This is a genomic window from Rossellomorea vietnamensis (assembly GCF_008180415.1).
GTDB lineage: Bacteria > Bacillota > Bacilli > Bacillales > Bacillaceae_B > Rossellomorea > Rossellomorea vietnamensis_C.
In genome coordinates, this window is record NZ_VTEI01000002.1 from 33,751 (window position 1) to 47,255 (window position 13,505).

Genomic DNA, 13,505 nt, shown 5'->3' on the forward strand with positions numbered 1-13,505 from the left:
AGGCTGCATCCCTGAGTGATAAAACCAGAAGTATTGTGTTTCAAGACCGCAAATATCTTAAGAGTCGTTTTACATTTATTACTTCTAAATCATGGAAATATACTAAACACTCGTTCTGATTTTGCTTAAAATGTAGCTGAGGACTAAGTACCTCAGCTTAACGTATTTTGATAACCTTTCTTGCCAATATAACTCCCGACAATAACAAGTTAATAATATATGCTTCGGTTTACCAATAAAAGAAAATCCCTTAATATTGCTTATGTTTTCAATTCATCTTCAGCGTTATCCTTAATCTTATTTTCTTTAAGATACTCTTTTAAAACATCCAGTGAGTTTTCTACTGTTGCTTTTGAACTTTCAATTACGGCGTCATCTATTTCATCTTTAGTTAGATGCTTAATCAGTGCAACTTTTTTATATGAAACATGTATTTTAACTAAGAGGTCATCAGGAATGTTGAGATGTAACATTGTTGCTTTCCATGTATCGTCAGATAAATTAGCCTTAAGCAAATTATAGTCATCTTGATTATATGGAGAACAAGAGTTTAAAACAGAGATATTGTCTCTCATTTCTTCCCTGATTAATTTAAGCATCGTGATAGTAGTTTCTTTTTGCTTTACTTCTTCTTGAATTTTAGATTTAGCAATCTGGTATTTGGCAACCAATAATGCTACAATACCTCCTGCTATACCTCCAATGACATTACCATTAAAAGATAATAGAGCACTAATCCAATCAGCGCCAGTTTTCGAGTATTCCATGAATGAATAGGTAGATCCCACAATAAAAAAAACCATAATAATAATAAAGACTAATGTCCAAAGCAATTCTTTAACAGTAAAATTCATTAAGAACTCCTAATCCTTTCATCTAATCCATCTAATAGCCTCCGAGCCGTGGGCGTCTTTTTTATTCGTGCAGGTCGAAGGCCTCCTGCTTTTCCCCGTATATCATTACCTCTTGAAATATCCTTTTTACCATTTTGCTGTGGTAATTGGGGGGATTGAATTAGCTCAAACCAAATTACCAAATTGTTCAAAGAAACATCAATATACTGATTACATTCATTACATAAAATTCTGTGAGGAACTTCATGTGCAGAAGTATATACACCTAATATTGTATTGTCATGAGGGCATTCAACGATATATTTTTCTTGCAAAACTTTGATTTTTGGGTCTGTACAAATCGCAAATAATGAGATAGAGTATTCTTCATCAATATCTGTATCGATACTGAATTGCAAAGGGGTTAAGAACTTCCTTACTGCTTGTCGCCTCGTTCCTAGCCAGGAATCTAATTTACTAATAACAAAATTATCTATCTGGTGGTAGTTCTTCAAAATGTTTAAAGTTGGAAAATACATGATTTTGCATCTCCTTTGTGGTATATGCATATAAAAAATGAATAACAAAGTGTTCTTTTGCTACTTCAAATTTCGTTTCAATTTTCTCAAGTGGTTGACCGGTACGCTTATAAAACCATGTTATCCATATTTTATCAAACTTTTGCAGTTTTTCTATAGACTCTTTTGTGTCAAAGTATATATCTGCAACAGCAATACCTTCCTCAACTTCACTTGATCTAGCATTAACAGAGGCACCAGTGGCATCTGAAAAATATATTCTATTTACGATACCTCTTTTTCCTTCAAAATATCCTTCATATATGTGAAAATCTTGCTGTATTAAAGCTCGCTCTAATAATCGCTTTAATCGATGAGGTAAATCAACCGGATCATAAGGACTATGTAAGCCCACTTCTCCAGCTACCTCTTCTGCAAATGTTGTTATCTTTTCTTCTAGTGGTGCCACTGCTGCAGTAAAAGGTTGTTCTGCTGTTTCAGTAAGATCTTTAAACATCTTATATAATATGTTCTTTACACCTTCCATAGATTTTGGTGCCAATGAAAAAGTTTCTCTCACAATAGTGGATATTTCATCATATAGTTCTTTTATTCTAGAATTGTTAACCCAAACATTCCCTGAACGCTGTCTCATTTTGATATGAATCTTTTTGTCAGTTGGTAAAATATCCACCCATACATATTCGGTTTCATTTCGAGGGGGTAATTCTTCACCTTCTTCATCAATTGCCCCTTTTATAATAACAGTCTTTGAAAAGCAAAGTGATATTTTATTTACCAATTGTTCTTCATGTATTTTTAAGTAAGCTAGTTCGAGATTTTCTGGGCAACTAATAGTGTGCAAGTTATTAAAATTTACTGTTCTTAGCCCTTTCATTCTAAGAGCATCTCTAATTGCCTCAACATTTTGTAAATTAGCGACTGCGCTATCAGGGAAAGAGGAGACAAACAAAATTCTATTCTTTCCATGTGCAATTTCTTCAGCCAAAAACTCTTCAACCTCTGTCTGATTTATAATTCCTGAAACCACGGATTCTTTAATTAGATTAACAAGTTCGTTTTTCGTACCTGATACTCGTAGTCCGTGTCTCCTATTAAACATTCGAATTCTTTCAAGGTTGATATTTGACATAACATCTGAAACAACTTGCATAAAATAGCTCCTCTCATTATGAATATTAAAGTATATGGGACTGAGGGACAGGTATCTCGTTCATCTCATCACTCTTATCGTAAGTTTCCTTCTTTTTATATAGGTAATCTGTTGTCCCTATAAATTTGCATATGGGACAGTTCCCCTTTTCCATTAGTCCCATATAGACTCTTAGTCAACCTCTCTTAATCTTTCCTTGCATCTTGTAATTCCTCTTGGAATCTATTTATTGAGTTATCTTAAAAACTTTGTGATTTAAGATTTGCTAGATGGAAAATCTATCTGCACTTCCATAAAACGTTTTACCTCAAACCACAACATCTCTCAACAGCTGGAAAATTATTGCTTACTTATATCCTACTACATATCTACATGTTTTTGAACCTATGTGAATATTGTCGACATTAGTCAAACGGAACTGTCTCATCTTTGATAATACAAAGAATATCCCCAACTCCGCTACCATGAGTTTTATGAACACTTATACAATAAGCTGATTCCATAGGATATTTCTATCTTTACTTAAAATAAAAAAATCCGTCAGAACCTCCGACGGACTTTCTTAATAAATTTTGAGAAAGAACATACAACTCATTAAGATAAAAAATATAGCTATATCCTGGTTGAGTTGTACATGGAGACAAGAAACTTGTCCCACATTGAGGAATACAAACTTATCGGGACATTTACCTGTCCCTGCATCAAGAATAAATCTTTCTATTTATACTTCCTTTTAATTTTCGGGACAATCTCCGGTAGTACTTTCAGGAGTTCCATATTATGTTCCAATAGGTTACTAGTTTTGGGGTTTTCAATCGAACCATAATCTACATTACTTGTTAATTCATCAATATAAGGAATATCCTTTGGATTCGCTGATGAATAGGTTTCTAACGATTTCTCAAGAATCATTCCATTAAGTCCCCACTCTTGGGATAATTTATAAATTTCATTTTTTAATTTATTTCGCTTCCATTCTTCATATGCTTCATCAAAGTTCACATCACTCGCTACATTCCCTGGTTCTAATTCCTCTTTAACAAATTGTTTCAGTAGCTCTGCTTGGTCAAAATCACCCATATTACTTAATTCTTCAATATGTTGATAAATAATACGTAATGTTTCTGCATCCACTGTTTGTTTTCCGTTTGTTGAAGTGGTTTTCTCCCCGATTAATTGAATAATATAATACGCATCAATTTTTTGAGTACCAGCTAGTTTTGCTTCACCCAAAGGTAATATTGGTAAATCTTCTGGATCACCGTCTGGATTATCATCTCTCGTTACGTTACGATAGGCACCGACATAACGTAGCCATTCATGCTCTGATATACCGAATGCTTCATCTACCCAAGCAAATTCATAATATTGTTGAATCGTATTTAATTGACTGTTTGCTTTTTTAAAAGCTTTTACGAAGATTTCCTTTGCCTCATCATCTCTTTCTAAGGCTTGCCATGCCGTTGGATCTTGTAAAATCTCCATCACTTCTTGTGAGTATTTTACAAATTCCTCTACAGCTACAGGGTAGGGTTCTACTATTGCTTTACTATTCTTTCCACCACTTCCGTATAAAATCAATGCATCATTTACTGTTTGTTCCGTTATTCTTGGGTACTGGAAGTTGACAATTGTGCCAAATTCCTTTTCTTTCCCATGAATTCGGTTTGTGCGTGAATAAGCTTGGATTAATCCTTGTAGTGCCAGTGAACGATCCACATATAATGTGTTAATAAATCTTGAATCATAACCCGTTAGTAACTGATCCGCAACAATAATAAGGTCAATGTTTTTTGGGTTCCGACCACTCCCACCACGTGTTGCTCGTTCAACGACATCTTCATAATATGCATCTTCTCCTCGTCGTTTATCACCGTAAGCATATTCAATTCCCGTGAAAGCAGCGTAATCTCTAAACATCGTCTTAATTAGTTCTGGGTCGGTAGGTTTTGTATCTGCATCGGTTCCAAAACTAAATGTCATTGCTACGTTTAAGGCAATATCATCTCGTTCTGCTAATTGCTTTTTAAACTCTTCATAGTATGCTATTACACGATGTTTAAATGCTACCGTTAAAATGGCATTGAAAACCTTATGTTGTGATTGATCTTCCCAGTTGTTTAATATTTCCTCAACCACTCTCGGAATATGTGTCTCATCATGATAAAACAATAATTTGCGTTTTTTTGCTTCTTTTTCAACTTCTAACTCAGAAAGTTCATATACTTGTCGTTCCAGTTTTCTTTTGGGTGTGTCAGGTTGTTCAGCTAGTTTATATTCAACAATTTGTTCACGTAATGTATCGTAACTTTCAAACTCTCCGGTATTTATGTAGTCAACATGAAATCCTAATACGTTTTTATCTGCAATTGCTTCATCAATTGTATATTGATGCAATCGTCGTCCGAAAAGCTTTTCTGTTGTATCGATTAGTTCACTCTTCTCATTGATCATTCCTTTAATCTTATTCTCGTCAAATAAGGGTGTCCCAGTATAACCATAAAAGAGACCATTTTTCCGGAAGTAATTTTTAATTGTTACCATCATGTCACCCATTGTCGTTCGGTGAGCTTCATCAATAATAAAGACGATTTTCTTATTTGATAAGCTTTCATCCTTCGCTTCAATTAAATCTTTCACTAGATAATTTAATTTAAACGTTGTCGTTACAACGATACTTGTACTAGCAGATGATAAAAGTTTACGTAATTGAAATGTATGTGCTGTATCATCAACTGTTACTGATTCGTATTGTGCATAGGCTTTGAAATTATCACTCGTACGACTATCGAGTTCTTTCCGATCCACTAAGAAAACAACGTTATCAAATCCTGCTCTAGTCGATAAAAATAAAGCTGTTTTAAAACTGGTGATTGTTTTACCAGAACCTGTTGTATGCCAAACAAATCCACCATGAGGAATTTTATCCTCATTATCCCAGCCTAGTGCTGCACCTTCGACAGCTTGCAGGGCATGTACTTGATAAGAGCGTAATAACATATGTTTACGATTTTCCACTTCTTTTGCTTCATCAATGACTAAATAATCGCCAACTATTTGATGTGCCATCGGAATCATTAAAAGGTGACCTATGACATCTTTCCAATGATTAATCGGTCGATTATATTTGTCTGCCCAATGAAAAACAAAGCTTGGATTAAACGCTTGAATTGACTTTGGTGTCGCAAAGTAACGTGTAGATACTTCAGATGTCATCACCATCATTTGAGAAAATGCCATAAAATTGTTCACATATTCACCAGCAGCATAATAACGTTTAAACTGATTAAATGCTTCTTCTAACGATTTGTCTGTACGCTTTTGTTCAATATTAATAAGTGGTAGACCATTAATGAGTAAAACAATATCAAAACGATTTCCGTTCGGTGTTTCTACTTCTCTTGCGATATTATAACTAGAATCTCCACCACGCACTTGTGCCTTTTTAAAGATTGTCATTGTAATTTGTTCGCGTGTAACGTCAGGATGAGAATCTCGATAAATGCCATCAATTTTACCAGTCGATTGTTCCATTGCTAATAACTTTGCAGCTTCATAACTGTTTTCAATTTGCGATACTTTTGCCATTACTTGTGCAAATTCATTATCTGTTAAAGGAACACTCTCCAAGACATCTGCATTCATTCGATTTAGTTCCTTCCGCCAATGATTGACTAAATCTTGTACAGTTACTTTTTGTTTATTTCCATTAAGAAAATCTGGTGCGTTCCATTTATATTGTTGTAGCTTAGCAACGTATTTATCTTGAAAAGCTTTCTCAGCAGCATTTTTTCGTCCATTACTCATATATGTACCTCCTTCCTATACAAACATCTCTTCTAAATAAGCCTCTTTTACCTTCTTAAGTTTTTCTAGTTTTTTTTCTTCGGTTGTAATCTGGGCATTTAGATTTTTGAAGAACTCACCGATTTTTTGTTGTTCTTCCAATTCAGGTACATAAGAACTTAAATTCCCTAACGTTACTAATCCGATACGTTTTCTAGTTGTTCCAGTTGAATTTTCTATTGCTTTGGTTCTAAAATTATCATGGTTAATCAAAGTTAATATAAAGTAATTATCAAATTTATTTTTATCTACTTTTAATCTAATACCATCTGATGCCATTAAGTATTTTTCTTCATGATACGGTAATATAGCTGCTCTAGCCAGAGGCTCAGCCATTTTTGCAATGATGATATCCTCTGGAAAAATTAAATTGGAAGACAGTGATGCTGCCTTTTCTTTCGAAGTGTATATTTTATATTCATTGGAAAAATAACCATCTCCTATATTTTGTAGTTGAATAATTCGTGTACCAGTTTTGGTGTAATCATCTGTTTTTAAATCCGAACCAAAAGGTCCTCCTGTATAAGAATATGCGTCCGATTCATCTCTGAAATCTTTTAAACTTTTTTCTTGCCATTTCCCTTCAAACCCATTAAATCTTCTTCGCGGTTCGACTTCGCCTTCTTGTGGGAACATATCGGTTAAATAAGCAGACTTTAATGCTTTTACTTTAACTATTTTTCGTTCTTGAATTGTAATTCTTTCATCTAATATCTTAAAAAACTCACCTATTTTTTGTTGTTCTTTATAAGTCCGTGGAATGTTAATATTTGTTTCTAAAATATCCTTATTATAGAGTCTCTGAATAGTACTTCCTTCCAAACCATTCCATTTTATTATCTTATAGAATTGTTTTAGAAAAAGATTATTTAACTTGCCATTATGTTTTAACCATACAATATTCGAATCCTGAAAATAAGCATCTTCACCATTATATTCTACAGTCCTTCCAATACTTCCTGAAGCTGAAATTAATATATCTCCTATATTTGGATACGGGTACTTTAACTTATATTCATTAAAGATATCATATGAGATAAACGCATTTGCTTTTTGCCCGAAGGTACCTATCTTATAGAATGGCACATCTCCTACAATAGAAGTTTGCCATTTAAATATTCGCTTATTCATTTCAACCGTACCAAAATCTCCTAAATTTCCTTCTGTCCACTTTTTCTCAAACTCTTTAAACCTTCTCTTCGGCACCAACTTATTTGTTTCCATTACTCTGTCACCACCAATTCTTGCAGCATTTCGTCAAATTTTGCTTCTAGTAATTTACTTTCTTCTTCAATAGTTTCTAACGTATCAGCATATCTTTCCTTTAATTCTTTCAATGTATCCAGTTCCTTTATAAGAGGTACTTCTACAAGTTTTGAGATGTCTCCTATTAATTGACCAAACCACTTTTTATACATGAGTTGGTCGATTTCTTCATGTGTTAAGTTTTCAATTCTTTTTTCAACTTGTTCAGTTAATGCTTTTTCTTTTTCTCTAATTGCTTTGTTTAATGATGATCTTTCATCCAATAGCTCTCTAACCTTGTGTAATAAAACATATTCATCCGTATCTTTTGCAACTTTCTTTAATTCTGCTTTTACAGCTGATAAAGTAAAGTCGTCTTCTCTAGCATTTAATGCATCTCCCAATGCTTCCGCTTCTTCACTTTCTTCTACTTTTGCTGCTTCAACGAGTTCATTTACTTCATCATTAATAGCTGCTAAAGCTTCTTTTTGTGTTTCAACATCACGTAGTTCTTCTGTATAAAGTTCCCTTAATACAAGTTCATTTGGAACAATCGCTCCTACCCAACCATCTTGTTCTGTCCGTTTCGTTTTACCAGAACCTTTTGTAACCATATTGGCTTCACGTGTTTTTCCTACTGTATAAAAGTCACTAATCGCAATTTTCTCTGTATCTTGGGATAGTATATTTCCCCATAACTCAGCAATAATTTGATAACCATCATACGTATGAACGTGATTAAATTGTTTTGTTAGCTTTTTAATTTCCGATAACATTTCTTCATTTAACGGCTCAATATCATTCACATCAGCCACCGTTTTTAACTTTTTCCAATATGTATACATATAGGACTCTGTTACTTCTTTTATTGCTTTGATTATATTTTGTACGCTTTCATGTGTTAACACTTCTTCTGTTAAATCTTTAACTGACTGTGTTACTTCCACATAGCCTGGACGTACTTCAGTAAGCGCATTATATAAAACATCTTTTGTCATCTCGTGTAGCACTGTTAGTGTATTAACTTGGCTTAATGGGATGCCACCATACAAATGTGCATCTACATCGTGGGCAATATCTTCTTCTACCCCTTCAATATAACGTTGGATATTTAATTTATATTCATTATCTTTAATGTCTTTTCTAGTTGCATTATTACTGTACCCTGGTTCACTCGTGCGTTCGATATATGTATCAACAATTTTAGCGATGTCCTTCTCTTGTAAGACGTGCTGCTTTCCTTCTTTTACAAACGATTTAGAAGCATCAATCATAAGAACAGGATCATCTAGCTTTCGGTTTTTTTTCAATATTAACACAGTTACTTGAATGCCTGTATTGGTAAACAGTTTATCTGGCAACCCAATGATTGTATCAATATAGTTTTTCTCTAATAGTCGTTTACGAATTTGCCCTTCTGCCCCTCCGCGGGATAACACACCATGTGGTAGTACAATTGCCATCGTACCTTCTTGACCTAAATGGAATAAACCGTGTAATAAAAATGAATAATCACCTTTAGAATCTGGTGGTAAAACCCCAGCAATTTCAAATCGTGGATCTGTTACTTTTAAGTCTTCTTGATTCCAATTTTTCACTGAATATGGTGGGTTCATTACTACCGCATCAAACTGAACACCCTCATTGGGACGTTCTGGATCTTCAGGCCAATCTTGTCCTAATGTATCGCCATTTTTTACAGTCATTTTTTCCGGTCGAACACCATGTAATAGTAGGTTCATTCGTGTTAAGTTATATGTAGCTGTATTTTTTTCTTGACCATAGTAATGGAGATCTTTTCGATTATCTTCTTTTAAATGTCGACTAACCGTTAAAAGTAATGAACCCGATCCCACTGTAGGGTCATAAATCGATTTTACCTCCGTAGTTTTAGCAACAATTTGTGCCATGACTTCACTTACTTGACGTGGTGTATAGAACTCTCCAGCTTTTTTTCCCGATTCCATCGCAAACTGACCGATTAAATATTCGTAAGCATCTCCTAACACATCACCTTTTTGAAGTGCAACCATATTTAAATCAGCAAATAATTCAATTAATTTACGAATATTTTTACTTCGAGCATTCAAGTTACTTCCTAACGCAGTGTCTGTTAAATCAATTGTAGAACTAGAAAAAAGTCCTTTAAAATCATCGATATCACCTGTTGTAGCAACCGTACGTTCGAAACTTTGTAAGCTCTCTGTTACCTTCTCTAATTCAAAAGTGCCTTCACGAATATCTTTTAACCAAGTCTGGTATAAGTGTTTAGGTAAAACATAATATCCAAGGACATTTTGAATCATATTGATGAGATGGTTTCCATAATTTGAATAAGCCTCTTCATAAGCTTGAACAATTTCTTGCTCATTCCCTTTAGTACCACTTGTTTTTACAAATGTTTCAAGTGTTTTATCACTAAGGAACTTATAGAACATTAACCCTAGCATATAATCTTTATAACGGCTGGCATCCATAGAACCACGAAGGTCATTGGCACCGTCCCACAATCTTCTTTTAATATCATCTGACGTAATCATATGTTTTCCTCCTTGTGTGTGCATACATTCTCATTCAAAGTGACTAAAATATTATTAATAAGTGTCTGCCATGTGAAATTAAGCCTCTTTTACCCATTTTAGTCTTTACTTCAGAAAAGGGAAATACCTTGTTCCTAGAATCTGCTTTCAAACGATTTATCGAAGTAACTAATGTCCCATTCAATTTTACAATTTACATCATACACATGCAAAGATACTAATGCGTATGGGTAAAAATCTAAAAGTCGTCATTGAACGATTGGGACATACACAAGTTGTATCATTTTAGAAATCTCATACCACACAGGAATTTAGCGGCAATTGGCGAGCATAATTGAAAAAAGAAATTCTAAATTAACTATTACCGACAGTATGAGTCTACTGTACATTATTAACTGCCTATTACAATATATAATAGTGAACGGGAAGCTTCCTGTTGATCTATGTACTTGTTGTAACATGTACAAAGGGACGGTTCTGCAACTTCCTTTCATGTAAAGAAGTTTAGGGATTGTCCCCTTGTTCTCTATGTTATTTAGTTACCTCATCAACTATTTTTCTTTGAATACAAATATCAACTATAGGAATCAAGACACTTTTAAGGTCTTTGACTGAAATATAACGCATTGAACTACTCGTTTCATACCTATTAGTTTGTTGATCCACTAAATATGAATTTAAGATTATTGATAGATATTCGGGAAGTACAATTTCTGTGTTAGATTGAATTCTCACTAAGTGATCATGGAACAAATAACCGTTTGCTTCTTCATCGACTATTGCTGCCGGTCCTATACTCCCTTTTACTCGAAAAAGAATATCTCCTTTTACAAGAAATTTTTCCTCTGGTATATTGTCTACTTCAACTGATTCCTCATTTTCAAGGTTTATTTTTTGGACCCTTATATTTTTCGCCTTAATAAGCCCAATTTTGTTTGAACCGTCTGCTTTATGTTTTGATGGGTTAAATCCACTATCTACTTTACCCACTTTATCAAGTGGCAATATACTTTTAGCCTGTCTAGTTAACTCATTAACAAAATCATCCATTAAAGGATTAAGTCCTGAAGGAATCCATGTATCTCCACTTAGAGCCTGATAACCTACAGAAAACAATTTTTTCTCTTCATTTTTAGTCATGTCTATGTTAATATATTTTTTAATAATATTGTTAATCAATCCTGAAGTAGATTGAGAATCTTCTGTATCCAAATCATTAAGTTGCAGCTTAATTGTTTGGGTTTTTTCTTTTCGTAGTTCCTCTTTCATCCAAGGGATACTAATTTGTTTTAGATCTCTGAGGCTTAGTCGTTTAACAACTGTACCTTTACTTAGAGCCTTGATCTGTGTTTTTACATATTCTGTAGTAAATGCCCAATAAATATAGTTAGGGTCAATTTTGGGTACGCATACTGCAAAGATATCTGAGACAAGAAATAATTCATTTTTCGGTAGGATTGTTGGTAAAGATGACTCAGCCTCAACTAATGGGATCAGCATATCCCCACCTTCAGTACAATATCTAAGTCTTCTCGAAACTTTATCGTTAATCTTCTTACTATTTTTTATTCCTCCTGTGAACTTATCAATACAACTACCATCGATATATTTATCGTAATTTTTTATTTCAACGTTTGAAACTTTCCGATTACTTGGTACTATTAGACATAGACTTTCAAGTATTCTTGTTTCTTCATACTCCCCTAAATTAGTTTGTTGAAAATGAAAATTTGGTTCCCACCTTTCTGTATTTGTTAGAGACGAATAATCAATTAATTTAATTTCCATTTATACACCTTCTCTCTCAGATAATAACTTACATAACTCCATAAACTCTTTTATTTCAGTTGGTTGTAATTCTTGCTTTTTATCTACTTTAATATCACTAAAATCCCCCATAATGACGTCTTCAGGTTCAGTCAAATCCTTTGATTTTTTCTGTAGTATTAACATACAGGTTGATACACCAGAGTAAGGCAGAAAAACATTAGAAGGTAAAGAAATAATGGATATAACATAAGCTTGTTTCAGGATGGCATCTCTAACCTTTTTTGTAGCTCCTCCCTTAAACAGAAAACCAGAAGGTAGAACTGTAATTATATAGCCACCTGGTTTTGCAATAGTAAACGCCTTATCTAAAATTAATAATTCTGTTTCAGTCGTTTTAATGTCAGTTAGCAAATCCCCACTACTAAGTAATTCATTTCTATCCACTCTTACACCAAAAGGGACAGTGTAGCTAACAATATCAACTTTCGATTTAGGAACTCCTTCCATAATTACATTTTTTTGATCTACCTCTATAGATAAGCCTGTTAATTTTCCTACTTTTTTCTGAATTTGAACGAGCACTTCCATTAGCTCAAAAGATAATGTTTCTGTTGTGTTTAATTCTTTAAGGAGTTTCCTTTGTGTAAATCCCAGTCCAGATGTGATATCAGCTAAACTAATAGGTGTATCCTTCACAATCGACTTTGCCACTTCAGTAATGGCGTTAGTTACAAATTCAGGATCTTGTAGCTCACCATGTGAGGACTCTAGGGAAATCTTTCTCAATATTAATTCGAGTTTCACTAGTAACTCATCTTTTGAAATGAACATCAATTCTTTCATTACATCAGGGTACTTTACATCAACCAAATTCACCCCGTTTGTTAAATCCTCTAACTGATTAAGCACTACTGTAAATTCATTAAAATAATTCCCTCCTTTAGCACTAACTTCATTTTTAAACATATCAGCAATGTTCATCTGTGTTCCTCCTTTAAATTTTTATTAGGATTATTTTTAGTTTTTCTAATAACTTAATTATAATACGGATTATTTTAAATATCAATAATAAAAAAGGATTATTTTTAGTTTTTTATTAATGGTTAATTTAGTAATTAATAAATAGCCGTAGAACGATATAAAGTCCTACAGCTTTAATATATGATACAAATCAATAACACACTATAATATCGACTTAATTGTTTTAAGGACTTAAATCAATCTGCATTTCCTTAATAAACTGTTTCTTTTCCTCTTCCTTATATCGTTCAGTAAGAAATTGAACAAGGTCCTCTTGTCGTGGTTGCCCGAACACCATTTTATATAAAGCTAAAGAAGTACGTAATGCCTTAAGCTTTTGAAAATCCTAATTATCTGTCACAGTGACACCTTAGTAATTGTCGAACTCTATATTATTCTATAAAGGAAGAAAAAAATTATATTTTCATTCTGACATGGGCAAATATAAGCGAACTTGCAAGTCATGTAATGTTCAACCATGGACACCTTAAGCCTCCAAACATGAAAACAGCTTACATTACACAGTATGTTATAATGCTTGGAGGCTGTGTAAATATTC

The 13,505-nt window shown here is 33.5% G+C and carries 8 protein-coding genes; all 8 read right to left on the reverse strand.

The window, feature by feature from the left end; all coding sequences use genetic code 11:
- Positions 1-260 precede the first annotated feature (260 nt).
- Positions 261-854, reverse strand: a complete 594-nt coding sequence (locus FZC78_RS02785; protein WP_148938160.1) for a hypothetical protein — start codon at positions 852-854, stop codon at positions 261-263.
- Positions 854-1,372 carry a hypothetical protein gene (locus FZC78_RS02790; protein WP_148938161.1) on the reverse strand — a complete coding sequence of 173 codons (519 nt, stop codon included), beginning with the start codon at positions 1,370-1,372 and terminating at the stop codon, positions 854-856. Before FZC78_RS02790 ends, FZC78_RS02785 begins: the two co-directional genes overlap by 1 nt.
- On the reverse strand, positions 1,323-2,525 hold the full coding sequence (locus FZC78_RS02795; protein WP_148938162.1) for a hypothetical protein: 1,203 nt from the start codon (positions 2,523-2,525) through the stop codon (positions 1,323-1,325). Before FZC78_RS02795 ends, FZC78_RS02790 begins: the two co-directional genes overlap by 50 nt.
- A 717-nt stretch (positions 2,526-3,242) precedes the next feature.
- Positions 3,243-6,332: a type I restriction endonuclease subunit R gene (locus tag FZC78_RS02800; RefSeq protein WP_148938163.1), complete on the reverse strand. Its 3,090-nt coding sequence runs from the start codon at positions 6,330-6,332 to the stop codon at positions 3,243-3,245.
- 15 nt (positions 6,333-6,347) lie between these two features.
- Complete coding sequence (locus FZC78_RS02805) at positions 6,348-7,595, reverse strand: restriction endonuclease subunit S (protein ID WP_148938164.1); 1,248 nt, start codon at positions 7,593-7,595, stop codon at positions 6,348-6,350.
- The gene (locus tag FZC78_RS02810; RefSeq protein WP_148938165.1) at positions 7,595-10,156 is read right to left on the reverse strand and encodes a type I restriction-modification system subunit M; all 2,562 of its coding nucleotides are present in this window, start codon (positions 10,154-10,156) and stop codon (positions 7,595-7,597) included. Before FZC78_RS02810 ends, FZC78_RS02805 begins: the two co-directional genes overlap by 1 nt.
- A 531-nt stretch (positions 10,157-10,687) precedes the next feature.
- Positions 10,688-11,944 carry a restriction endonuclease subunit S gene (locus tag FZC78_RS02815; protein WP_148938166.1) on the reverse strand — a complete coding sequence of 419 codons (1,257 nt, stop codon included), beginning with the start codon at positions 11,942-11,944 and terminating at the stop codon, positions 10,688-10,690.
- Positions 11,945-12,907, reverse strand: a complete 963-nt coding sequence (locus tag FZC78_RS02820; RefSeq protein WP_148938167.1) for an N-6 DNA methylase — start codon at positions 12,905-12,907, stop codon at positions 11,945-11,947.
- Between the last annotated feature and the right edge of the window lie 598 nt (positions 12,908-13,505).

What these genes read in the sequence shown, in the direction of transcription:
- FZC78_RS02785 (WP_148938160.1), bottom strand. Translation starts at nt 854, where the DNA reads ATGAATTTTACTGTTAAAGAATTGCTTTGGACATTAGTCTTTATTATT.
- FZC78_RS02790 (WP_148938161.1), bottom strand. Translation starts at nt 1,372, where the DNA reads ATGTATTTTCCAACTTTAAACATTTTGAAGAACTACCACCAGATAGAT.
- FZC78_RS02795 (WP_148938162.1), bottom strand. Translation starts at nt 2,525, where the DNA reads ATGCAAGTTGTTTCAGATGTTATGTCAAATATCAACCTTGAAAGAATT.
- FZC78_RS02800 (WP_148938163.1), bottom strand. Translation starts at nt 6,332, where the DNA reads ATGAGTAATGGACGAAAAAATGCTGCTGAGAAAGCTTTTCAAGATAAA.
- FZC78_RS02805 (WP_148938164.1), bottom strand. Translation starts at nt 7,595, where the DNA reads ATGGAAACAAATAAGTTGGTGCCGAAGAGAAGGTTTAAAGAGTTTGAG.
- FZC78_RS02810 (WP_148938165.1), bottom strand. Translation starts at nt 10,156, where the DNA reads ATGATTACGTCAGATGATATTAAAAGAAGATTGTGGGACGGTGCCAAT.
- FZC78_RS02815 (WP_148938166.1), bottom strand. Translation starts at nt 11,944, where the DNA reads ATGGAAATTAAATTAATTGATTATTCGTCTCTAACAAATACAGAAAGG.
- FZC78_RS02820 (WP_148938167.1), bottom strand. Translation starts at nt 12,907, where the DNA reads ATGAACATTGCTGATATGTTTAAAAATGAAGTTAGTGCTAAAGGAGGG.